The sequence below is a fragment of the Streptosporangiales bacterium genome, from assembly GCA_009379825.1.
Classification (GTDB): Bacteria; Actinomycetota; Actinomycetes; order Streptosporangiales; family WHST01; genus WHST01.
The window spans coordinates 79330-100559 of sequence record WHTA01000011.1; the positions used below are offsets into that span (position 1 = coordinate 79330).

At 70.8% G+C, this 21230-nt stretch carries 27 protein-coding genes; 4 read left to right on the forward strand and 23 right to left on the reverse strand.

Going from position 1 to position 21230, the window contains the following annotated elements:
* Nucleotides 1-3: 3 nt before the first annotated feature.
* From GEV07_08300 to clpS, 12 genes are all read right to left on the reverse strand, one after another.
* Nucleotides 4-759 (reverse strand): MBL fold metallo-hydrolase, encoded by a 756-nt coding sequence (locus GEV07_08300; protein ID MQA02703.1) that lies wholly within the window; start codon nt 757-759, stop codon nt 4-6.
* 6 nt (nt 760-765) lie between these two features.
* Nucleotides 766-1620, reverse strand: a complete 855-nt coding sequence (locus GEV07_08305; GenBank protein ID MQA02704.1) for a phosphatase PAP2 family protein — start codon at nt 1618-1620, stop codon at nt 766-768.
* 161 nt (nt 1621-1781) lie between these two features.
* The gene (locus GEV07_08310; protein MQA02705.1) at nt 1782-2597 is read right to left on the reverse strand and encodes a glutamate racemase; all 816 of its coding nucleotides are present in this window, start codon (nt 2595-2597) and stop codon (nt 1782-1784) included.
* Nucleotides 2598-2654: 57 nt separating this feature from the next.
* Nucleotides 2655-2906 (reverse strand): hypothetical protein, encoded by a 252-nt coding sequence (locus tag GEV07_08315; protein ID MQA02706.1) that lies wholly within the window; start codon nt 2904-2906, stop codon nt 2655-2657.
* A 207-nt stretch (nt 2907-3113) separates the two neighbouring features.
* Nucleotides 3114-4346, reverse strand: coding sequence for an RNA polymerase subunit sigma-24 (locus GEV07_08320; GenBank protein ID MQA02707.1), 1233 nt, complete (start codon nt 4344-4346; stop codon nt 3114-3116).
* Nucleotides 4347-4359: 13 nt separating this feature from the next.
* The gene (locus GEV07_08325) at nt 4360-4731 is read right to left on the reverse strand and encodes a hypothetical protein (protein MQA02708.1); all 372 of its coding nucleotides are present in this window, start codon (nt 4729-4731) and stop codon (nt 4360-4362) included.
* A 14-nt stretch (nt 4732-4745) separates the two neighbouring features.
* On the reverse strand, nt 4746-5084 hold the full coding sequence (locus GEV07_08330; GenBank protein MQA02709.1) for a YciI family protein: 339 nt from the start codon (nt 5082-5084) through the stop codon (nt 4746-4748).
* Between the two features lie 89 nt (nt 5085-5173).
* Nucleotides 5174-6124 (reverse strand): cysteine synthase, encoded by a 951-nt coding sequence (locus GEV07_08335; GenBank protein ID MQA02710.1) that lies wholly within the window; start codon nt 6122-6124, stop codon nt 5174-5176.
* A 3-nt stretch (nt 6125-6127) separates the two neighbouring features.
* Nucleotides 6128-6406, reverse strand: coding sequence for a molybdopterin synthase sulfur carrier subunit (locus GEV07_08340; protein ID MQA02711.1), 279 nt, complete (start codon nt 6404-6406; stop codon nt 6128-6130).
* 62 nt (nt 6407-6468) lie between these two features.
* Entirely contained in the window at nt 6469-6894 is a 426-nt protein-coding gene (locus GEV07_08345) for a peptidase (GenBank protein MQA02712.1), read from the reverse strand.
* A 13-nt stretch (nt 6895-6907) separates the two neighbouring features.
* The gene (locus GEV07_08350) at nt 6908-7522 is read right to left on the reverse strand and encodes a DUF2017 family protein (protein ID MQA02713.1); all 615 of its coding nucleotides are present in this window, start codon (nt 7520-7522) and stop codon (nt 6908-6910) included.
* Nucleotides 7488-7778, reverse strand: a complete 291-nt coding sequence (gene clpS / locus GEV07_08355; GenBank protein MQA02714.1) for an ATP-dependent Clp protease adapter ClpS — start codon at nt 7776-7778, stop codon at nt 7488-7490. Before clpS ends, GEV07_08350 begins: the two co-directional genes overlap by 35 nt.
* Before the next feature lie 124 nt (nt 7779-7902).
* Here clpS and GEV07_08360 point away from each other — a divergent pair, with 124 nt between their 5' ends.
* Both GEV07_08360 and GEV07_08365 read left to right on the forward strand, forming a co-directional pair.
* Entirely contained in the window at nt 7903-9147 is a 1245-nt protein-coding gene (locus GEV07_08360) for a nicotinate phosphoribosyltransferase (protein MQA02715.1), read from the forward strand.
* A 43-nt stretch (nt 9148-9190) separates the two neighbouring features.
* Entirely contained in the window at nt 9191-9769 is a 579-nt protein-coding gene (locus tag GEV07_08365; GenBank protein ID MQA02716.1) for an isochorismatase family protein, read from the forward strand.
* Nucleotides 9770-9778: 9 nt separating this feature from the next.
* On the opposite strand, the gene GEV07_08370 is transcribed toward GEV07_08365, so the two are convergent.
* The 7 genes from GEV07_08370 to GEV07_08400 all read right to left on the reverse strand — a co-directional run bounded on the left by GEV07_08370 (nt 9779) and on the right by GEV07_08400 (nt 15042).
* The gene (locus GEV07_08370) at nt 9779-10138 is read right to left on the reverse strand and encodes a hypothetical protein (protein ID MQA02717.1); all 360 of its coding nucleotides are present in this window, start codon (nt 10136-10138) and stop codon (nt 9779-9781) included.
* Between the two features lie 57 nt (nt 10139-10195).
* Nucleotides 10196-11149, reverse strand: a complete 954-nt coding sequence (locus tag GEV07_08375; GenBank protein ID MQA02718.1) for a zinc metalloprotease — start codon at nt 11147-11149, stop codon at nt 10196-10198.
* A gap of 113 nt (nt 11150-11262) precedes the next feature.
* Nucleotides 11263-12213: a zinc metalloprotease gene (locus GEV07_08380; protein ID MQA02719.1), complete on the reverse strand. Its 951-nt coding sequence runs from the start codon at nt 12211-12213 to the stop codon at nt 11263-11265.
* A gap of 130 nt (nt 12214-12343) precedes the next feature.
* Nucleotides 12344-12619, reverse strand: coding sequence for a DUF3039 domain-containing protein (locus GEV07_08385; GenBank protein ID MQA02720.1), 276 nt, complete (start codon nt 12617-12619; stop codon nt 12344-12346).
* A 43-nt stretch (nt 12620-12662) separates the two neighbouring features.
* A complete protein-coding gene (locus tag GEV07_08390; protein ID MQA02721.1) occupies nt 12663-13232 on the reverse strand; it encodes a YqgE/AlgH family protein in 570 nt (189 codons plus the stop codon).
* A gap of 65 nt (nt 13233-13297) precedes the next feature.
* A complete protein-coding gene (locus tag GEV07_08395; protein MQA02722.1) occupies nt 13298-13642 on the reverse strand; it encodes a VanZ family protein in 345 nt (114 codons plus the stop codon).
* The gene (locus tag GEV07_08400) at nt 13639-15042 is read right to left on the reverse strand and encodes an NAD-dependent malic enzyme (protein ID MQA02723.1); all 1404 of its coding nucleotides are present in this window, start codon (nt 15040-15042) and stop codon (nt 13639-13641) included. Before GEV07_08400 ends, GEV07_08395 begins: the two co-directional genes overlap by 4 nt.
* Before the next feature lie 93 nt (nt 15043-15135).
* Between GEV07_08400 and GEV07_08405 the strand changes: the two genes are divergently transcribed.
* Nucleotides 15136-15726, forward strand: coding sequence for a hypothetical protein (locus GEV07_08405; GenBank protein MQA02724.1), 591 nt, complete (start codon nt 15136-15138; stop codon nt 15724-15726).
* Here GEV07_08405 and GEV07_08410 read toward each other — a convergent pair.
* Entirely contained in the window at nt 15695-16324 is a 630-nt protein-coding gene (locus tag GEV07_08410; GenBank protein MQA02725.1) for a cytidylate kinase-like family protein, read from the reverse strand. The genes GEV07_08405 and GEV07_08410 overlap by 32 nt on opposite strands.
* Nucleotides 16325-16414: 90 nt before the next feature.
* The gene (gene yjjX / locus GEV07_08415; protein MQA02726.1) at nt 16415-16960 is read right to left on the reverse strand and encodes an inosine/xanthosine triphosphatase; all 546 of its coding nucleotides are present in this window, start codon (nt 16958-16960) and stop codon (nt 16415-16417) included.
* A 521-nt stretch (nt 16961-17481) separates the two neighbouring features.
* Here yjjX and GEV07_08420 point away from each other — a divergent pair.
* Complete coding sequence (locus tag GEV07_08420) at nt 17482-18441, forward strand: hypothetical protein (GenBank protein ID MQA02727.1); 960 nt, start codon at nt 17482-17484, stop codon at nt 18439-18441.
* Nucleotides 18442-18704: 263 nt separating this feature from the next.
* On the opposite strand, the gene GEV07_08425 is transcribed toward GEV07_08420, so the two are convergent.
* Nucleotides 18705-19664 (reverse strand): 1-acyl-sn-glycerol-3-phosphate acyltransferase, encoded by a 960-nt coding sequence (locus tag GEV07_08425; protein ID MQA02728.1) that lies wholly within the window; start codon nt 19662-19664, stop codon nt 18705-18707.
* A complete protein-coding gene (locus tag GEV07_08430; protein ID MQA02729.1) occupies nt 19661-21223 on the reverse strand; it encodes a DUF2088 domain-containing protein in 1563 nt (520 codons plus the stop codon). Before GEV07_08430 ends, GEV07_08425 begins: the two co-directional genes overlap by 4 nt.
* Nucleotides 21224-21230 lie beyond the last annotated feature (7 nt).

Sequence of the window (21230 nt, forward strand, 5' to 3'; positions counted from 1 at the left end):
AGCCTATCGGCCGATCTCGTACACGGCGCCGGGGTGGGCCAGTTGCACCGGCCCGGCATAGGTCTCCTCCGCCTCGGCACGCACCTCGTCCTTCGGCGTCCACGGCGGCAGGTGGGTGAGGACCAGCCGCTTCGCCGCCGCCTCGGTCGCGTGCTGGCCGGCCTGGCTGCCGGTGAGGTGCACGCCGTCCGGCGCCTGCCAGCGGGTGAGCAGCGACGCCTCGCAGAGGAAGAGGTCGGCGTCGCGCGCGCTCGCCACGAGCGCCGGGTCGACGGACGAGTCGCCGCTGAACGTGAACACCAGCGAGTCGTACTCGATGCGCATGGCGTACGCCTCGACCGGGTGCCACACCCTGCGCACGGTGACCCGCAGCGGGCCGACCTCGTGCGCGGCGTCCGGCGTCCACTCGCGGAAGTCGAAGACCTCGGCGAGGCCGGCGGGCTCCGGGTACCTGTAGGCGCCGTCCAGCCGCTCCTGCACGCCCGCAGGGCCGTAGACCGGGATCCGCGGCGCCGGGCCGTCCGGGTGGTACTTGCGTGCCACGTAGTACGAGCAGACGTCGAGGCAGTGGTCGGCGTGCAGGTGCGACAGCAGCACCGCGTCCACCCCGTACAGCTGGCCGACCTGCTGCAGCCGGCTCACCGCGCCGTTGCCCATGTCGAGCACCACGCGGTAGCCGTCCACCTCGAGCAGGTACGACGATGCCGGACCGTCGGGCCCGGGGAAGCTGCCGGAGCAGCCGAGCACGGTCAGTCGCACGCGGGGCTACCGGTTCGCGCCGCTGGACGAGGTCGCCCGCGGCAGGTCCTCGGAACCGCGCAGCTCGCGTTTCACCCCGATCAGTGGCGGTATCTCCACTTTAACCCGACCCGCGTCGGTACGTCGCACCCGCACGGTGATCACCTTGTCGGCCACCACCACCGCGCGCAGCAACATCGCGCCGGCGAGCGCACCGCCGACCAGGTCGGTCGCCCAGTGCCAGCCGAGGTAGAACGAGTTCAGGACGGTCGCGACGGTGATCGCCGCGACGCCGACGCCGGACAGCACGATGAGGTACCTGGGCAGCGACGTGTAGCGCAGCAGCAGGTACACGATCGCGCCGTAGAGCAGCACGGCCTCCGAGGCGTGCCCGGACGGGTAGCTGATGCCCTGCCAGCCGTTGGTGAGCAGACTGCCGCTGAAGAACGACGGGTCGTCGCTGAACGGCGCGGGCCGCGAGAACAGCAGCTTCAGCGTGCCGACGACGCCGTACCAGCCGAGCTCCACGCCGAGCACGATGGCGATCGGCCGGAAAGAGCGCCGCAGCACGGCGATCAGCAGGGCCACCGCGCCGAGGATCGGCACCGCCACCCACTGGCTGGCCATGTGGTCGATCACGTCCTGGAACAGCCAGCGGTACTTGGTGAAGAAGAACGCCGACCACGGCTGGTTCAGCGCCAGGTCGAGCTGCTTCAACGGCCCGATGGCCAGCAGCGTGAAACCGACGAAGGCACCGACGAGCGCGGGCAGCGAGGTGAGCATGCCGAGGACCCGGCGCAGCGCCGGCGGCGCCGGAGCTGCGTCGACGGGTTCTTCGACTTGACGGTCATCCACCGCCAGGTCGCTGTCACTTACGGGCATACAGACCCCCCATATTACCGCCCGCACGTCACGCGCTGGTGTGCTGGTCAATGGCCGCGGCGCCGGGGCACCCGCGCCTGGCCTCCCGCTCGAGCCTACTTGCGTGTCGCCGGCACGCCGGTATCGATCCAATATCGACCAGGCAAACGTCTGCTGTCGGGTCAGCTCGCCTGTTCCACGTCGGCCCCGAACGTGCCGGCGGAGTCGACGACCGGCCCGAGGAACCGGTGCGCCAGGCGGATGAACGCCTGCTGGTCGCCGGTGGAGAGGAACTCGTGCTCGGGCGCCGGCAACAGGTCACTGCGGGCGACACCCCGGTCGTGCAGCTCCCGGTAGACGTCCTTCGCGGTCTCCTCGGCGCTGGACACCAGCGTCACCGCGTCGCCCATCACGTACGAGATCACCGCCGACAGCAGCGGGTAGTGCGTGCAGCCGAGCACCAGGGTGTCCACGCCGGCCGCCTGGATCGGCGCGAGGTACTGCCGTGCCACGTCGACCAGCTCCTCGCTGGTCGTGACGCCGGCCTCCACGAACTCGACGAACCGCGGGCACGCCGCGGTGGTGACCTGGATGTGCGGCGCTGCGGCGAACGCGTCGTCGTACGCGCCCGACGTCTTCGTGGCCTGGGTGCAGATCACCCCGACGCGACCGTTCCTCGTGGCACCGGCGGCGCGCCGCACAGCCGGCCTGATCACCTCGACCACCGGCACCGAGTACCGCTCCCTGGCGTCGCGCAGGACCGCGGAGCTGGCCGCGTTGCAGGCGATCACCAGCATCTTCACGCCCTGGTCGACCAGGCTGTCGAGCATCTCGATCGCGTACGCACGCACCTGGGCGATCGGCCGCGGGCCGTACGGACACCGCTCGGTGTCGCCGACGTACCTGAGGGGTTCGTGCGGTAGCTGGTCGAGGACCGCGCGGGCCACGGTGAGCCCGCCTACGCCGCTGTCGAAGATGCCGATGGGAGCGTCTGCCACGGGAGTCCAGCCTAGGGCAGCACGACGCCAGGTCCTGGCACCTGGTGCAGCTGCGCGTCAGCGGAAGCTGCGGACCAGGATGACCAGCCCACGACCGATGCCCAGCCAGAACAGCGCGGCGAGACCGTAGTTCAGCACCAACCGCAGCCAGTCGTACTGCGGGGTGAACAGGTCGTGGAAGAACAGCGCGAGCCCGCGCGCCAGGTCGGTGACGAAGATGACCAGCGGGTTCGCGGTGTTGGCGTCCAGCAGCACGAACAGGATGTGCAGTGCACACACGGCGGCGAACAGGCTCGAGACGATGGTGATGAGCGCAGTCGCCACCCGCACGGTACTCGTCCGAGAGGGCCGCTGGCGCGGGCGGTGCTCGTCCTCCCTGAGGCGCCGCTCGCTCCTCGGTAGGCGCCGGGTCTCGTCGTCGTAGCCGTCGCCGCCTTGGTAGTACCTGGTGTCGTCCACCGCCTCATTGTGCCCACATCCACCTACGACGTGCAGCACCGGCCCCGAGACTCTATGTCACGAGAGGGTTACGCGCCGCCTGCGGAGGAACCTGCGCTCGGTCTCGTTGCCGACCAGGGTGAGGGCGCGGTCGTACTCGCGGGCTGCCTCGGCGGTACGACCCAGGCGGCGCAGCAGGTCCGCCCGCGTCGCGTACAGCAGGTGGTGCCTGCCCAGCGCCCCGTCCAGCCCGTCCAGCAGGGCCAGGCCGGCGGCGGGGCCCTCGCACTCGGCCACGGCGACCGCACGGTTCAGCCGCACGACCGGCGACCCGGTGAGCAGCTCGAGGCGGGCGTAGAGCTCGGCGATCGCCGGCCAGTCGGTGTCCGCGGCGCTCGTGCTCGCGTGCTCTGCGGCGATCGCCGCCTGCAGGGCGTAGCTGCCCGGGCGGCCGGGCGCCCGTAGCGCACGTTCGGTCAGCGCGAGCCCCTCCTCGACCTCGGCGCGGTGCCAGCGCGACCTGTCCTGGTCGGCCAGCAGCACCAGGTCACCGGCCGCGTCGACGCGGGCGTCCCTGCGGGAGTGCTGCAGCAGCAGGAGCGCGAGCAGCGCGAGGACCTCGGGCTCGTCCGGGGCATGCCCGGCCAGCACCCTGGTCAGCCGGATCGCCTCCGCGCACAGCTCGGCACGCACCAGCTCGTCGCCTCCGGTGGCGGCGTAGCCCTCGGTGAAGACCAGGTAGAGCACGGCGAGCACGCCGGGCAGCCGCGCCGGCAGCTCCGCGTCGGCGGGCACCCGGTACGGGATCCCGGCGGCGGTGATCTTCTTCTTCGCCCTGGTGACCCTCGCGGCCATGGTCGGCTCGGCGACGAGGAACAGCCTCGCCACCTCGGCGGTGGTCAGGCCGCCGAGCAGCCGCGCGGTCAGCGCCACCCTCGCCTCGAGCGCGAGCGCGGGATGGCAGCAGGTGAACAGCAGCCGCAGCCGCTCGTCCGGGATGGTGGTCATCTCGTCGGTCTCCCCGCCGGGCCCGTCGTCGGCCTCGCCGGTGACCAGCAGCGGGAGCTTCCTGGCCAGCGTCGCGTCCCGGCGCAGCCGGTCCACCGCGCGCCGCCGGGCCGCGGTGAGCAGCCAGCCGCCGGTGTTGCGCGGCACGCCGTCCCTGGCCCACGTCGTCACCGCCATGGCGAACGCGTCCTGCAGCGCCTCCTCGGCCAGGTCGATGCTGCGCAGCTCCCTGGCGAGCAGCGCGAGCAGGCGCGACCGCTCCTCGCGGTGCGCCTGCTCGACCGCCCCGTCCACGTCGCCCACCGGCGGTCCGGCGTCAGGCAGCCGGCTGGTCGGTGCACAGCCCGACCCGCAGGCCGGTCGGGTCGCGGAACGCCGCCCACCAGCCCATGTCGCCGCCGATCTCCGTACGTGCCTGCACCACCTCGCCGCCGCCTGCGACGACCAACGCCTGCGCGTCCTCCAGGTCGGCCACGTTGACGTACCCCGCGATCCCGTCCCCCGGCCGCCCGGTGGCGCTGCCGTCGAGAGCGCCGACCATCTCGCCGTCTGGGGTGTGGATCATCGCGTGCTCGTCGAACGGCTCGTACGTCCAGCCGAACACCGCCGCGTAGAACGCCTTCGACTGCTCCAGGTCGGGAGCGGGCAGCTCCCACCAGGTCACCCGGTCGAGTGTGTTGTCTGCCATTGCCTTCTCCTTCGTCAGATACTCAGCAACGGACGCACCTCGACCGACAGCCCCGGGCTCTGCGGCACCTGCTCCGCGTACTCGAGCGCCCGCTCGATGTCGGCACACTCGATCACGTAGAACCCGCCGATCTGCTCGCGCGCCTCCGCGAACGGCCCCTCGGTCACCAACCCGTCCTCGCGGACGGTGCGCGCCGACGCGGACTGGTCGAGCGCCTCGCCGTACGTGTGCACACCGTCGTCGCTCAGCTTGTCGCTGAACTCCTCGTGGCCCTCGATGATCCGGCGTCTCTCGACGACCGGCAGCGCTTCTTCGGCCGCCTCGTCGCCGTACAACAGCAACAGGAACTTCACCGCCGTACCCCTCTCGTCGGCCCGTACGTCCTACAGCATGACGAACGGGGTACCGACGGATCGACAACCCACGCAGGACAATTCCGGCGTCAGGCCCAGAGTTGGCCTTCCAGGGCGGCGCTTGCCTCGTCCAGGGTGCCGGCGTAGGCACCGGTGGACAGGTACTTCCAGCCGCCGTCGGCGATGACGAACGCGATGTCGGCGCGCTCACCCGCCCGCAGGCAGCGGTCGGCGACCCGCAGCGCCACGTGCAGCGCGGCGCCGGACGAGATGCCGGCGAAGATGCCCTCCTGCGACACCAGCTCCCTGGTACGGCGCAGCGCGTCGTACGGGCCGACGTTGTGCCTGCCGGTCAGCACGCTCTCGTCGTAGAGCTCGGGCACGAAACCCTCGTCCAGGTTGCGCAGCCCGTAGACCAGCTCGCCGTAACGGGGCTCGGCCGCGATCACCTGGACGTCGGGCACCTTCTCGCGCAGGTACCTGCCCACGCCCATCAGCGTGCCCGTGGTGCCGAGCCCGGCGACGAAGTGGGTGACGGTCGGCAGGTCGGCGAGCACCTCGGGGCCGGTGCCCTCGTAGTGGGCGCGCCAGTTGGCCGGGTTGCCGTACTGGTAGAGCATCACCCAGTCGGGGTGCTCCTCGGCCAGCCGCTTCGCGACCCGCACCGCCTCGTTCGACCCGCCCGCGGCCGGCGAAGAGACGATCTCAGCGCCCCACATGCTGATTAGCTGGCGGCGCTCCTCCGAGGTGTTCTCCGGCAGTACGCACACCAGCCGGTAGCCACGCAGCTGGCAGACCATCGCCAGCCCGATGCCGGTGTTGCCGGACGTCGGCTCGAGCACCGTGCTCCCCGGCTGCAGCAGCCCGTCGCGCTCGGCCGCCTCGACCATGGCCAGCGCGACCCGGTCCTTGACCGACCCGGTGGGGTTCTGGTCCTCCAGCTTCGCCCAGAGCCGCACCTCGGCGGACGGCGACAGCGTGGCCAGGTGCACCAGCGGCGTACCGCCGATGGTGTCGAGCAGCGTGCTCGCGGCCGGCATGGGTCAGCGCGCTCCGCCGGCCACCGCAGGCAGCACCGTCACCGTGTCGCCGTCCTCGAGCGGGGTCTCCAGGCCACCGGTGAACCGGACGTCCTCGTCGTTGCGGTAGAGGTTGACGAAGCGCCGCAGGCCGCCGTCGTCGACCAGCCGCTCGCGCAGGCCCGGGTGCCGTGCTTCCAGATCGTCCAGCAGCTCGGCCAGCGTGCCACCGGCACCTGCCACTGCCTTCGCGCCTTCGGTGTGGCTGCGCAGAATGGTCGGGATGCGCACCTCGATCGCCATTGCAAGGTCTCCTGTGCGGTTCTCGTACGTGTCTTTGGACGACAACCGCTGACGGGCGGTGTTCATTCCACCCGGTCGGTCACCGGTTCGACCTGCACCTGCTCCTCGGTGACGACGCCGTCGACGATCCGGTACGAACGGAACTCCACGGTCTCCGGGTCCCTGGTGGAGACCAGGACATAGTGCGCGTTCGGCTCGGCCGCGAGCGAGATGTCCGTACGCGACGGGTACGCCTCCGTCGAGGTGTGCGAGTGGTAGATGACCACCGGTTCCTCGTCGTTGTCGTCCAGCTCGCGCCAGATCGCCAGCTGCTCCTTCGAGTCGAACCGGAAGAACGTCGGCGACCGCTCGGCGTTCGTCATCGGCACGACCCTGGCCGGCCGGTCCGAGCCCGCCGGTCCCGCGCAGATCCCGCAGGCCTCGTCCGGGTGGTCGCGCCTGGCGTGCGCGACGATCTCGTCGTACAGCGATTGCTCGATGATCAGCACGAGGAGAGGGTACTCACAACCGGGAGGCCAGTGCCTGCACCAGGCTCTCCTGCAGGTACGAGAGCCAGTTGTAGACGTACCAGGCCTGCTTGCGCGGGTCGTCCTCGGCGAGCGGACCGAAGACCTCCTCGTGGTCCTCGGTGACGTCCAGCCGGGTACCGAGGGTGAGCCGCAGGTCGTTCAGGACGCGCAGCCAGGCGTGTGCCTGCTGCTCGGAGAGCTCGATGCGGCCGCCGGCGCCGAGGCTGTCCCCCGCCGTACGGGCCGCGTCGATCTTGCCGGCCCGCAGGTCGCCCTCCGTGTACCGCCTGAACTCGGCCGCGGCGTCAGCGTCCTCGCCGTACGCGTCCGGCAGCAGCCGCGCCGTCGCGGGGTCGGTCGGCTTGCTGCGCTGCTGGTACGAGGTGAAGATGCCGGCGAGCGGGTCCTCCGCAGTGGCACCGGTGCTGCTGCCCTCCTCGCCGTCGTCGAGCATCGCCACCAGCTCGGCGAACAGGGTGTGCAGCACGCCCGCCTCCGCGGCGTCGAACCGCGCCGCGAAGCTGCCGTCCCGCTTGCGCCGGAATCCGGTGCTCACTGTCTGCGCAACCCACTCACTTGTCGTGCTGCAACGTCGCCCACAGACCATAGCTGTGCATGGCGGTCACGTCGCGCTCCATCTCCTCGCGGCTGCCGGAGGACACCACGGCACGGCCCTTGTGGTGCACGTCGAGCATCAGCTTCTCCGCGTGCTTCTTCTGGTAGCCGAAGTAGTTCTGGAACACGTAGGTGACGTACGACATCAGGTTCACCGGGTCGTTCCACACGATCGTCACCCAGGGCAGGTCGGGCTCGACGACGGAGTCGGACTCCGGGCGCTCGACCTCGACTGGCGCAACACTCACATCTCCATCGTGACATGCCCGCACACCGGCCCGGGCGACATCCACACCCCACCGGCCGGGCGGCTAGCCTCCTGGTGTGGAACAACCGAGTACCGCTCTGTTCACCGACCGCTACGAGCTGACCATGCTCAGGTCGGCGCTGCACGACGGCACGGCGCGCCGCCGCGGCGTGTTCGAGCTGTTCGGCCGCCGGCTGCCCGGCTACCGCAGGTACGGCGTGGTCGCCGGCACCGGCAGGTTCCTCAACCTGCTGCGCAGCTTCACCTTCGACGACAGCGTCCTGCGGTACCTCAGCGACGCCGGCGTGGTCGACGACCGCACGCGCGACTGGCTGGCGGAGTACCGGTTCCGCGGCGACATCTGGGGGTACCCGGAGGGTGAGGTGTTCTTCCCCGGCTCGCCGCTGCTCGTGGTGGAGGGCACGTTCGGCGAGGCGGTGCTGCTCGAGACGCTCGCGCTGAGCGTGTTCAACCACGACTGCGCCGTCGCCGCCGCCGCGTCCAGGATGGTCAGCGCGGCGGCCGGCCGCCCGGTCATCGAGATGGGCTCGCGCCGCACGCACGAGGAGGCGGCGGTGGCGAGCGCGCGCGCCGCGTACCTCGCCGGCTTCGCCTCCACCTCGAACCTGGCGGCCGGGCTGAGGTACGGCATCCCGACCGCGGGTACCGCGGCGCACGCGTTCGTACTGCTCCACGACGACGAGCGCGACGCCTTCCGGTCGCAGATCGAGACGCTCGGCGCGGGCACCACGCTGCTCGTCGACACCTACGACATCAGCGAGGCCGTCCGCGCCGCCGTCGAGGTGGCCGGGCCCGACCTGGGCGCCATCCGGATCGACTCTGGCGACCTGCTGACGGTGGCCGGCCAGGTGCGCGGCGAGCTGGACGCGCTCGGCGCGAAGAACACCAGGATCATCGTCTCCGGCGACCTGAACGAGCACCAGATCGCGGCGCTCGCCGTCACTCCCGCGGCCGGGTACGGCGTCGGCACCGCGGTGGTGACCGGCTCCGGCGCGCCGACCGCGGAGCTGGTCTACAAGCTGGTCGCCCGCGGCGACACGACCACGGACACGCTGCAGCCGGTCGCCAAGCGGTCCGCGGGCAAACCCACGCACGGCGGCAGGAAGTGGGCGTACCGGCGGATCGGCGCCGACGGCAGGGCGACCGCCGAGCTGCTCACCGGGGACGGCTCCCGTGGTCCCGCCGACCGCCCGCTGCTCGTACCGCTCGTACGCGCCGGCGAGGTCGTCTGGGAGGAGACCCTCGCCCAGGGCAGGGACCGGTTGCAGAACGCGCTCGCGGAGCTGCCTGCGACCGCCGTGCAGCTGTCCCAGGGCGACCCGGCGATCCCCACGTACTACGAGGCCTGACCCCGCCACCACGGGTAAAGTGCGCCGCAGGGGGTGGTGCACCATGAGTAAGGCACTGGTCATCGTGGACGTGCAGAACGACTTCTGCGAGGGCGGTGCGCTGGCCGTCGCCGGGGGTGGCGACGTGGCCGCCGCCATCACCGACTTCGTGCAGCAGCGCGGCGGCGAGTACGCGCACGTCGTGGCGACCGCGGACAGCCACATCGATCCCGGCGCGCACTTCTCCGACGACCCGGACTTCGTCCGGTCCTGGCCGCGGCACTGCGTGGCCGGCACACCGGGCGCGGCGTTCCACCGCGCGCTGGACGCCGGGGCGGTGGCGGCGGTCTTCACCAAGGGCGAGTACTCCGACGGCTACTCCGGGTTCGAGGGCGCCACTGCGGACGGCAGCCAGCTGGCCGACTGGCTGCGGGCCCACCACGTCGACGCCGTCGACGTGGTGGGCATCGCGACCGACCACTGCGTCCGCACGACGGCCACGGACGCGGCAGCTGCCGGGTTCGCCACCCGGGTGCTGCTCGACCTCACCGCCGGGGTGGCCCAGGAGACCACCGACCGCGCGCTCGGCGAGCTGCGCGCGGCCGGCGTCGAGCTCGCGGGCACGCCGGTCGTCAGGCGGTGAAGGCGCCGCTCAGCTGACCTGGGTGTCGACCAGCTGACCGGTGGCCTGCAACGCCTTGCGCACGCCCTCGCCCGCGTTCTTCACGGCCTTGCGGACCCGGCTCATCCCGATCAGCCCGCCGGCCGCGCCCGTGGTCGTCTGGGCGAGCGTGACGATCGCGCCGTCGGCCTGCGCTGCCACCTGGACGCTGAGCCTGATGTGCGGTGAGACGGCGCCGAGGAGCGCCACCTTCGCCGAGCTGCCTACCTCCGCCGTCGCCGACCACTCGGAGTCCTGCGTGACCGAATACTCCATCTGCTGCAGGGTCGACAGCGCCTCGGTCAGTGCGACCTTCGGGTCACCGGTCACCTTGTACGTGTACGTCGCCATCTGCGAGATCCTGGCACACTTCGGCGGCCCCGGGCGCCGTCTGCAGCGGAATCTCGCTCAGCTGCGGTAGGCCCGCCACTGGTTCGCCATCCGGGTGGCCTGGCCCTGCGTGAACTCGTACATGCAGCTGTCGTACGTGTAGTTCATGAAGTTCTGCACCGAGTCCTCGCCCGGCTCGCCCTTGCAGGAGTCCTTGCCTGTGGGGCACTCGTACGCCGCGTCGGCCTCGGGCGGGGTGTCGTCGACGCGGTCGCCCTTGCCGTCGCAGCCGCCCTGGAACGTGTGGTACAGACCGAACCAGTGACCGATCTCGTGCGTCGCCGTGTCGCCCTCGTCGTAGTTCTCCTCGGTGCCGCCTGGCAGCGTGCCGTACTGGATGACGACGCCGTCGTTCTTCGGCTCGTCCTCGTACCACTGCGGGAAGGTGGACCAGCCGAGCACGCCGTCGGACGGGTCGGTGAGGTACAGGTTCAGGTCGCCGACGCCGCCCTTGCGCAGCTTGCGCTTCATCGCCTTCTCCTCGCTGGAGTTGGCGGTCGCCCCGGCCCACGACTTGTCGTCCGTGTAGTCGGTGCCGGCCAGCCGGAAGGTGAACTTCGACGCGGCGCCGCCTGTCCCACCCCCGTACGAGTCGTTGAGCACGGCGATCTGCTCCTCGATGGTGGCGCGGTCGACCTTGCCCTCCGCGCCGTCGTGCACGACGTGCACGTGGACGTCGACGGTGACGTTCGCCGTACGCATCCGTGGCTCGGCGGTGCGCTTCGCCGCCAGCCGCTTCGCCAGGTCACGCTCCATCTCGCGGATCTGCGAGACGGTGATCTGGTTCGGCTCCTGCGGGCGCAGCCGTGGCCGCGCGCCGCTGGACAGCCGCGCGTTGTCGGCTCCGGGCACGCAGTCGGCGGCGGCGTCGGCCGCCGGCCGCGGCTGGCCGGCCGACGCTCCGGCCGGCACGAAGAACCCGGCGGCCAGCAGCATCGCGGTCGCGAGCAGGGGAAACGTCCAACGCCGCATACTTCCTCCATCAGGGCGCACGGGCACGCCCTAGGCACCACGCTCAGCAATTGCTGAGCGCTACGAAGTTACCGCGCTGTCACTTCTCGTAGTCAAGCGGGCTCGCCTTGTAGTTAGGCGGCCTGGGTGCGGTACGCCTCCCACTGCTCGGTCATCCGGGTGGCCTGGCCGTCGGAGAACTCGTACATGCAGGTGTCGTACGTGTAGTCCATAAAGTTGTGGATGGGGTCCTCGCCCGGCTTGCCCTTGCAGGTGTCGCGGCCCTCGGGACACGCGAACGCCGGCTCCCGTTCCGACGGCGTGTCGGCGACCCGGTCGCCGCGCTTGCTGCACCCGTCCTGGAAGGTGTGGTAAAGCCCGAGCCAGTGGCCCACCTCGTGCGTGGCGGTGTCGCCCTCCTCGTAGTTCTCCGCACCCTGTCCCGGCAGGCTGCTGTTGAGCACCACGACCCCGTCGTCGCTCGGGGCGTCCTCGTACCACGCCGGGAACGTCGCCCAGCCGAGCAGGCCACCGCCAAGCTCGGCCGTGTAGATGTTCAGGTCTTCCGCGTCGCCCTGCCGCAGCGCCTTCTTCATGTTCTGCTCGGCGGCGGTGTCCGGCTCGACGTTGTACCACTGCGCGTTGTTCGTGCGGTCCGTGCCGGCGAGCTCGAACTGGAACGAGGTGGCCGCGCCACCGGTGCCGCCGGCGTACGACTCGTTGAGCACGTCGATCTGGTCCTCGATGGCGCTGTCGGGCAGGTCACCTTTGTCGCCGTCGGTGATCACGTGCACGTAGACGTCCACGGTGACGGTGGCGGCCGTGTCGACGTCGCCGTCCTGCGCAGCCTTCTTCTTGGCGAAGTCGCGCTCCATCTTCGCCTGCTGCGTGTCGTTCGGCTGGTTCGGCTCGTGCCGGTAGCTGGCGCCCTTGGTCAGCCGGGCGCCGGAGCTGCCGTCCGTGCACTCCGCCGCCGCGGCGGGCGCGGGACCGGACTCGGCGCCGGCATGCGCACCGGTGGGGAGCAGGCTTGCGAGTACCAGCACCGACGCGCCCGCGAACGCGTATCCGATCTTCCGTCGCATCGTCCCTCCGTCACGTCGCAGGGTGCCGGACACGGCACGTCAGGTGACGTTACTGGAAGCAACGGAAGGTGGGACAGGGTTGATGCATTGCGTCACCTTGGCAGCTCAAGGTAACCAAACCGCACGGCAGTCAGTCGCCGTCGTCGTCGCCGCCCTTGGGCATCGACTCCCAGATCTCCTTGCACTCCGGGCAGACGGGGAACCGGCTGGGGTCGCGGCTCGGCACCCACACCTTGCCGCACAGCGCGACCAGCGGAGTGCCGGTCACGGACGCCTCGACGATCTTGTCCTTGCGCACGTAGTGCGCAAGGCGCTCGTGATCCCCGTCGCCGTGCGAGAGTCGCTCGTCGGTCGACTCCTCGGGTACGACGGTCGTCTGGCCTGCTGTCTCGGTCTGGGTCTCCACCCGGTCAGCCTAGACGCGTGCCGAGGCGGCGGTCCAGGACGGGTCAGTTCTGGGTGGGGTCCTCGGGGAACGTAGCCACCAGGGAGAGCTCGCCTCCCTGCCGGCGCAGCACCTCGCGCCACAGCCGCTCCGGGTCCGAGGTGAACGGGTCGCCAGGCTCCGCCTCGACCACGTACCACGACCCCTCGTCGATCTCCCCCTCCAGCTGGCCGGCGCCCCACCCGGCGTAGCCGGCGAAGATGCGCAGCGAGCCGAGCTCGCCGGCGAGCACCTGGGGCGGCGCGTCCAGGTCGACCAGGCCGAGCCCGGCCACCCGCTCCTCGGAGATCCGGCGCCAGCCGAGCGGTTCGTCGTCGTCCGGCTGCCCGAGCACCCCGCCGACCGCGAGCGCGCTGTCGAGCGCCACCGGGCCGCCCTGGAACATCACCTGCGGGCCGGTGGTCAGCTCGCCCCACGGTTCGAGCACGTCGGCGACCCTGACCTGGGTGGGCCGGTTGAGCACCACGCCGAGCGTGCCGGACGGGGCGTGCTCGACCACCAGGACGACCGTGCGGCCGAAATTCGGGTCACTCAGGAGCGGAGTCGCGACGAGCAGGCTGCCGGTGAGTTCCACGAGTCCATCATGCGATGCGAACCCGACTTCCCGCACAGGCCACACCGATCCGTAGCCAGCCGTCGTCAGGGTGCGTGCCCGCGCCGGCGGGCGAGCAACCCGGGCAGTACGCCGAGCACAGCACCGAGCGCGTCCGCGGCGGCGTCCCAGCCGCTGCCCGTGCGTGCGGTGAGCACAGTCGCCTGCAGCACCTCGCTGACCACGGCGTGCGCGAGCAGCGCGACCAACAACGGCACCGGCCGGACGTCGGCGAGCAGCCCGGTGCCGCCGACCAGCGCGAAGACCACGACGTGCACGACCTTGTCGGCGTGCGGGAACGGCGGCGCGCCACCGGACTCCGGCGAGTACAGCACCACGAGGTGTACGGCCACCGCGAGCAGGAACACCGCCCAGGCGAGCGTCCGCCTCACTGCTCGCCGGCCTGCACGGCCTCCGCCGCCTTCTGCACCGCGGTCGCGACCGTCTTGGCCAGGTCGGGGTGGAACACGCTCGGGATGATGTAGCTGGGGTTCAGCTCGTCGTCGGCGACCGAGCTCGCCAGCGCGTCGGCGGCGGCGACCATCATCGGCGTGGTCACCTTGTGGCTGCCGGCGTCCAGCAGCCCGCGGAAGATGCCGGGGAAGACCAGCACGTTGTTGATCTGGTTCGGGTAGTCGCTGCGGCCGGTCGCGAAGACCGCCGCGTGCTCGAGCGCAGCCGCGGGCTCGACCTCGGGGTCGGGGTTGGCCAGCGCGAACACGATCGCGTCGTCGTTCATCGTGGCGATGTCCGCGGCGTCGAGGATGTTCGGCGCGGACAGCCCGATGAACACGTCCGAGCCGGCGACCGCACCACGCAGGTCGCCGGCGTAGCCGGCCGCGTTGGTGTGCTCGACGATCCAGCGCAGGTTGCCGTCCAGGTCCTTGCGCCCGGGGTGCAGCGCACCGTCCACGTCGCACACCACCACGTCGCGTGCGCCCTTGGCGAGCAGCAGCTTGAACACCGCCGACCCGGCCGCACCTGCGCCCGACATGGTGATCCGCACGTCGCCGAGCTGCTTGCCCACACACCGCAACGCGTTCTCCAGCGCCGCGAGCACGGCGATCGCCGTGCCGTGCTGGTCGTCGTGGAACACCGGGATGTCGAGCAGCTCGCGCAGCCGCTCCTCCACCTCGAAGCAGCGCGGCGCGGCGATGTCCTCAAGGTTGATGCCGCCGAAGCCGGTGGCGATCGCCTGCACGATGTTGACGATCTCGTCGGTGTCCTGGGTGTTCAGGCAGATCGGCCACGCGTCGATGTCGCCGAACTGCTTGAACAGGGCCGCCTTGCCCTCCATCACGGGCAGCGCCGCGACCGGGCCGATGTTGCCGAGCCCGAGCACCGCGGAGCCGTCGGTGACGACGGCGACGGTGTTGCGCTTGATGGTGAGCCGCCTGGCGTCCTCAGGGTTCTTCGCCAGCGCCATGCTGACCCGGCCGACCCCTGGTGTGTACGCCATCGACAGGTCGTCGCGGTTGCGCAGCGGCACCTTCGACCGCATCTCGATCTTGCCGCCGAGGTGCAGCAGGAACGTACGGTCGCTGACCTTGTGCACGCGGACGTCGTCGAGCGCGCTGAACGCCTCGACCACCGTCTCCGCGTGCTCGGTGTCGCGGCACTGGCACGTGACGTCGATACGCAGCCGCTCGTGCCCAGGCCGGGTGACGTCCAGCGCCGTGACCAAGCCGCCGGCCGACTCCACGGCGCTGGTCAGCAGGCCGACCATGTTGCCGCGCGCCGGCACGTCCAGCCGGACCACGATCGAATACGACACGCTCGGCAAGCCGGCCATGCCCGCTCCTTCTCGTCCGCATCGGATACCGTCGCCAATGTTCCCACGACGCCTGGTTGACCAGCGGCGCACGGTATCCGACACAATCAGGGCATGTCGTCGACCGGATCAGTCAGCAGCCCGATCTCCGCGACGGGTGAGGTCGGTCAGCTCCCGCCGCCGGACCTCGCGTCCCCCGGCCGCCGGCTGGTCGCCTTCCTGGTGGACATCCTGATCCTCACGGCGCTCACCTCACCGCTGCTCATCCCCGCCGGCGTCGCGCGGAACCAGCACCGCGTGGCGCTGCAGCTCGCGGCGAACGACCCGACGGCGGAGCCGGTGGCGGCGCTGCCGTTCTGGACGAGCGAGTGGTTCGTCGCCGTGGTGCTCGTCGTGGTCTTCGGGCTCTACCGGGTGCCGCAGGTCGCCGGGTTCGGCCGCACGCTCGGGCACCGGCTGCTCGGCCTGCGCGTGGTGATGTTCACCGGCAGGCGGAAGGTCGGCTTCGGCCGGGCGCTACTGCGCTACCTGGTGTTCTACGGCATCAACGCGGTGCCCGTCGTGGGCCCGTTCTTCACCTTCGTGAACTACCTGTGGTGCATCTTCGACAAGCCGTACCGGCAGTGTCTGCACGACAAGGTGGCAGGCACCTTCGTGCTGCACCCGGCACGGGCTAGCCGTGCCGCCCAGCCGCAAGCACGATGATGTCGACCGCATCCTCCACCGAGACGACCGTGGTGTCGATGCTCAGGTGGTAGTGGGCGGGGTCGTGCGGGTCGGCACGGTAGAAGTGCTTCACGTACGCGGTCCTGGCGCGGTCGGCGTCCTCGAGCCGGCGCCTGGCCAGCCGCTCGTCCACGCCTGAGGTACGCATCACGGCGGCGAGCCGCCCGTCCTTCCCGCCGCGCAGGCGAACGTGCAGCGTGTCCGGGGTGTCGGCGAGCACCATGGCCGCGGCCCGGCCCAGCAGCACGCCACCAGTCGTCGCCGCGACCTCCTTGATGGCCTGCTCGGTACGCATCACGAACTCGTCCTCGGAGACCAGGTCACCAACCGGTAGGTAGGCCTCCATGCCGCCGAGCGTGACGTTCGGCAGCCTGGCCGCGCCGGCCAGCAGCCGGCCGAGACCGTGCTCCGCCTTGCCGTCGTGCGCCAGCGCGGACTCCAGCGAACAGCCGATGTCGCGGGCCACGCCCTCGGGTATCGCCCGGTCGACGAACGGGAGGTCGAGGCGCTGCGCGACCTGGGGGGCGACGTAGCTGCCCCCGGTGCCGTACTCCGCGGAGATCGTTACCACTCGCATTGCGATCCCGCCCATCTGTGCCTGGGCTCTAGAGCCGCCGATCCTGTCGTGGAGTAGGAGTGTGGCAGAAGCCCTCCCCGCCTACCGCACCTACCCATTATCCCGCGGCAACCAGTCGAATAGGGCCTGGTGGGCGAATGGCGCCAGCGCGGCGACCACCGCGTCGGTGGACGCGCGCAGCCGGGTGACAGCGCCGCCGGTCAGCACGCCGAAGTACCCCGCGGAACGGGCGTCGTTCTCGCCGAGCACCTCGTCCATCACCTCGGCCAGCTCGGCGCCGCGCTCCACCTTCCGCACGACGACCGTGGGCACCGGCACCCGGAAGGTGCTCCCGATGCCCTCGCGGAACGTGGCGTCGGTCACGACCGCCCAGCCACAGTTGAACCACAGCCCGCCGACGTGCACCAGCCCGGCCTCGAGGCCGACGCCGTACTCGGCGTCCAGCGCCTCGCGTGCCAGGATTGCGCGGTTACGCGCACCTTCGATGCATTCAAGGTCGCTCATCGGCTGCTCGGGGACACCGGAGCGTACGGTGACCGGCTCGACATCCAGCGATGCCCCTGGCCAAGCGTGCCCGAACGCCTGGCGGGCCGCCTCGGTCTTGACCGGGTTCGTGGAGCCCACGGCGACCATCATGCGGCAAAGGCTAGCCGCATTCCGGCCGGAAACCGCCGAGATCGCGACGGTACGTGCGGATTTCCCGCGGTTGGAAGGAGGCTCAGACCCGCTGCTTGCGCACTATGGTGTTCACGACGCCGACGACGAAGACGACTACGAACAACAGCAGGACCAGCTTCAACATTTCAGTTCCTGTCGCATCCGGGGCACCCGGGCACCTGCAGTAGGGACGCACTGCACGAACACCGAGTTGACACGTTCGGGGGCGAGGCGCGTTCCGTAGCGGGGTGCCGGGAGCACGCCTGTGGTGTCGCGGAACAGCCTGTCGAATCGTCGGTGCCGCAGTCAATTTGAGCGACCGAGTGTCGTGCCGGAATTAGATAACGATCCGGCAAGTACCCGGGCAGTCACGACCCCGCCGCGGTGTGTCGTAGCCCCCTCGACGGCGCCGGCAAGCGCAGCGTCCCCCACCCGGGTGGCGGCTGTGGGAACATCAGTGCATGGCGTCGAAGCACCGAAACGTCCTGCCCTGAGCAGCCATGGCGAAGAAGAAGCGCAGCCGGGGCGCCGACAACCCCATCGCCTACGTCGACGAGTCGGTGTCGATGGACCCCAGCCTCCCCGAGGGGCAGCGCCTCTACACGATGACCGGCGTGGTGGTCGATCCCGGCGCCCAGGCATGGATGAACACGCACATGCGCGAGGTGGCCGGCGACGCGTTCCACGCGAACAAGGCGAAGCCGCAGGAGGTGTCGGCCGTCATCGCGGAGGTCGCCGCGGAGAAGGGCGTCCGTTCGATCGTCACCGTCCGGTCGGCCGCCGACCCCAAGAACTTCGAAGACACTCGGAAGGACTGCCTCGCTGAGCTGAGCCGGCGACTGAGCAGGTCGAACGTCCGGTTGATGGTCATGGACGACCGGTCGAACGGCACCGGCTCCACCGACCTCAACGACAGGGACCGGGCGACCATCCAGGAGGCGAAGGGCGCCGGCCTCGTCAGGGACGAGTTCCAGATCGAGTTCGGCAAGGGCACCGAGCGGCCGATGCTACACGCCGCCGACGCGATCGGCTGGCAGGTGCGGCGGGGCATCGAGCGGAACGAACCGTCGCGGCTCACCATCCCGCTGAGCGCGCCGGAGCACATGCAGCCGCAGGAGAAGATGCGGATCGTCGAGGCGCCCAAGCTCGACCGCGACGCGCAGGGACGGCTGCAGCGGCCGGCGCAGCCGCAGCAGGGTGCCTCGCCGGCCAGCCAGGTGACGGCGCTACAGGCCCGACTCGAGAACCTGACCCAGAACGCCGCAAAGCTCGCTCCGACAGCGGAGCAGGCGCGCATCGCGACCAACAAGGCACTCACCGAGCTACGTGCCGAGGAGCGGCAACGGCTGACCGCCAAGGGCAAGGGCAAAAGCAAAGGCAAGGGCAAGGCGTCGCGCCTGGAGGAGACCCGCGGCAGCTCCCATGAGGGCCGGAAGTCCAAGGAGCGCAGGAGCCGCTGACCGCCCTGCTCGGAAGACGGCTCGGGACCGGGCTCCCGGTCATACCCCGGTACACCCGGCCCCGCCGACCGCCGAGCTCGACCCCCAAGAAGGGGGGAGGCCCCCGACGGCCGGTGCCACTCCCAGTATCGCACGACACCGTGGGCGTGGGCATGGCCGCGGCGGCACCGGTGGGGGCGGCAAGACCGCCTCTGCACGATGACCGCCCGCCCGTGCGGCCAGGGCGGGCGGGCAACGGCACCCGTCGGCTGTGGCGCGGCCCGTCAGTCGAGCTTGCGCTTCTTCGCCCACACCTGCCGGCGGCGGGGCACCTCAGGTGGTGCGGTCTGCGCCCAGATCCGTCGCCAGGGGGCGACCGCGGGACCCGTCGGCGACGGGGTGGTGCCGTCGGCGGCACGCCGCATGGCGCTCCACCAGGAGGTCTCGTCCTCGTCCAGCAGCTGTGCGACCGCGGCGGAGACCCGCTTCGCGAAGTCGCGCGGCTCCTCGCCGGCGGCGAGGGTCAGCGGGCGGCCGTAGCGGATCCGCACCGGCGGCCGGCCGGCCACCGGCCAGCCACGGCCGCGCGGCATCGCCGCGTACGCGCCGCGCAGCCCGATCGGCACGATCGGCACGCCGTACTGCGCCGCGAGGTACGCCGCGCCGAGCCGGAACCTGGTCACCCAGCCGTCCGGCGACCTGGTGCCCTCGGGGAACCACAACAGGTTCCACCCCTCGTCGAGCACCTCCCCCGGCGTGGTCGCCGACTGCCCGCCGCGCCGCTCGAGCGGCAGCGTGTTGAACACGATCGCCGACCCGGCGGCACGCCACCAGGTGTCGAAGAAATAGTCGGCGGCCGCCGCGACCGCGGTACGCCGCCGCCAGGAGTCCGGCAGCGTGCACAGCACCATCGGGGTGTCCAGGTGGCTGGAGTGGTTGGCCACGAAGATCACCGGCGACCGCAACCCGTCGAGTACGTCCAGCCCGTACACCCGCGGCTCCACCTCGAACCGCAGCAACGGCCCCAAGCCGACCCGTTGCACCACCTCGCGCAGCGCCACACCGCCCGGCGAGCGCGCCCACCGGGTCGGGAACTCCTTGCGCCCGGGCGCCGGCGTGTACGGCTGCGCCGACCGCGGCACCAGCGGGCGCCTGCCCCACCGCCAGCCGCGGGCGAACAGCCGCACCTCACGCGCCGTACCGCGCACCAGCTCCTTGCCGATGCCCTTGCGCGACGAGCTCATCGCACGTCCGCCATGGTCATCGGCGGGTGGTGCATGTACGTGATCGACGGCGAGCTGCCGACGGTGTCGCTGACCATCTCGAGCGCGTCGGGGAGCGTGGACGCGGACCGGTGGCCCATCCGACGCACCGCGCGCCGGTCGCCGCCGATCCAGACGACCTCGCCGACGTGGTCGAGCGCGTGCGCGATCCAGTACCACATGTAGAACGGGTGTACCCCGTGGTACGCGTGCGACGTGCGGTACAGGTGGATGTACCACGGGTCGGTCGCGTACTGCTCCTCGTACTTCGCCTCGATGGTCGCCGGGTCGGTCGACTCGGCGAGCACCTCCTCGAAGAAGTCCACGTAGCTCGGGTGGTGCAGCTGGTTGAACTCGTACGGCACCGGGTGGTACAGGAGCACCGCGCCGTCCTTGCGTACGAGCGGCTTGCCCCGGTACGAGTTGAACATGTACCCCAGGCCCATGCAGGCCGCGAGGATCGGGTTCATCACCGAGTTCACGTTGTACGGGCAGATGAACGGCACGCCGAGCACCAGCACGTCGGACTGGCCGTCCACCTCGGTGGCCTGCTGCCTGAACACCCGGTCCAGCGTCCGGTCGTGCACCGGTTCCACGGCACCGGCGTTGATGCCGGTCAGCGCGTACGGCGCGCGGACGCCCTGGAAGATCTTGCGCCGCATCGCCGGCGGCGCCACGGCCAGCCCGCGCCGGGCGGCAAGCACCTTGCCCTGGTCGCGGATCGACCACTCCCACTCCCTGCGGTTCAGGAAGTCGTACGGCTTGGGGAACGAGTGGCTGTTCAGCGTGGTCTCGATCTGGAAGACCTTGACGTGCTCGCCGACCAGCCGCCCCATCCGCCACGCCGACGAGTGCATCGCCGAGTGGTCCTTGTCCATGAACGACCGCGAGTGCACCATCGTGTGGCTGTTGTGGTGGTGCCGCAGCGAGTTGTACGACGCCAGCCCGATCGCCACCGACTTGTGCCCGCCGTCCATCGGCACGATGTTCACGTTGACGTACACCAGCAGGTCGGACTCGGCGGCCCGCTTGCTGATCTCGACGTCCTCGCCCTTCTCCGTCTGACCGAGGTGCTTGACGTTCTCCTTGTCCTCGGCGTCGAAGTTGTAGAGCTTGCCGTCGCGGAAGAACGACCGGAACACCCGCTCGCCGACGATGTGCTTCAGCTCCGCCTCGGTGAGCCTGCGGTGCAGCGCGTTCGCCGAGATCAGCTCCACGTCGTCGACGCCGGCCGCGGCGGCCATCTCGAGCACCTGCTCCAGCACTCGCTGCCTGATGTCGGGCGCGCGCATCTGCGGCAGCGGCAGCGAGATGTCGTCGAACGCGATGGTCAGCCGCATCCCGGGGAACAGCTGCGACGGCAGCGGGTCGTCGTCGACCGGTTTCAGCAGGGCGTCCCTGATCGCGCCCTCGACGTCCGGGATGCCCGGCGTCATCTCCGGCGAGTACACCACCCGGGTGCCGAGCGGGAACTCCTCCAGCCGGAAGCTGTCGCCCTCGTGCACCACGAGCGGCGGCGTGCGCTCATCGACCTCGAGCACGAAACCT

What these genes read in the sequence shown, in the direction of transcription:
- GEV07_08420 (MQA02727.1), top strand. Translation starts at nt 17,482, where the DNA reads ATGGCGAAGAAGAAGCGCAGCCGGGGCGCCGACAACCCCATCGCCTAC.
- yjjX (MQA02726.1), bottom strand. Translation starts at nt 16,960, where the DNA reads ATGATGGTCGCCGTGGGCTCCACGAACCCGGTCAAGACCGAGGCGGCC.
- GEV07_08365 (MQA02716.1), top strand. Translation starts at nt 9,191, where the DNA reads ATGAGTAAGGCACTGGTCATCGTGGACGTGCAGAACGACTTCTGCGAG.
- GEV07_08340 (MQA02711.1), bottom strand. Translation starts at nt 6,406, where the DNA reads ATGGCGATCGAGGTGCGCATCCCGACCATTCTGCGCAGCCACACCGAA.
- GEV07_08425 (MQA02728.1), bottom strand. Translation starts at nt 19,664, where the DNA reads ATGAGCTCGTCGCGCAAGGGCATCGGCAAGGAGCTGGTGCGCGGTACG.
- GEV07_08335 (MQA02710.1), bottom strand. Translation starts at nt 6,124, where the DNA reads ATGCCGGCCGCGAGCACGCTGCTCGACACCATCGGCGGTACGCCGCTG.
- GEV07_08375 (MQA02718.1), bottom strand. Translation starts at nt 11,149, where the DNA reads ATGCGGCGTTGGACGTTTCCCCTGCTCGCGACCGCGATGCTGCTGGCC.
- GEV07_08325 (MQA02708.1), bottom strand. Translation starts at nt 4,731, where the DNA reads ATGGCAGACAACACACTCGACCGGGTGACCTGGTGGGAGCTGCCCGCT.
- GEV07_08350 (MQA02713.1), bottom strand. Translation starts at nt 7,522, where the DNA reads ATGGTCTGTGGGCGACGTTGCAGCACGACAAGTGAGTGGGTTGCGCAG.
- GEV07_08360 (MQA02715.1), top strand. Translation starts at nt 7,903, where the DNA reads ATGCTCAGGTCGGCGCTGCACGACGGCACGGCGCGCCGCCGCGGCGTG.
- GEV07_08405 (MQA02724.1), top strand. Translation starts at nt 15,136, where the DNA reads ATGTCGTCGACCGGATCAGTCAGCAGCCCGATCTCCGCGACGGGTGAG.
- GEV07_08400 (MQA02723.1), bottom strand. Translation starts at nt 15,042, where the DNA reads ATGGCCGGCTTGCCGAGCGTGTCGTATTCGATCGTGGTCCGGCTGGAC.
- GEV07_08380 (MQA02719.1), bottom strand. Translation starts at nt 12,213, where the DNA reads ATGCGACGGAAGATCGGATACGCGTTCGCGGGCGCGTCGGTGCTGGTA.
- GEV07_08305 (MQA02704.1), bottom strand. Translation starts at nt 1,620, where the DNA reads ATGCCCGTAAGTGACAGCGACCTGGCGGTGGATGACCGTCAAGTCGAA.
- GEV07_08370 (MQA02717.1), bottom strand. Translation starts at nt 10,138, where the DNA reads ATGGCGACGTACACGTACAAGGTGACCGGTGACCCGAAGGTCGCACTG.
- GEV07_08410 (MQA02725.1), bottom strand. Translation starts at nt 16,324, where the DNA reads ATGCGAGTGGTAACGATCTCCGCGGAGTACGGCACCGGGGGCAGCTAC.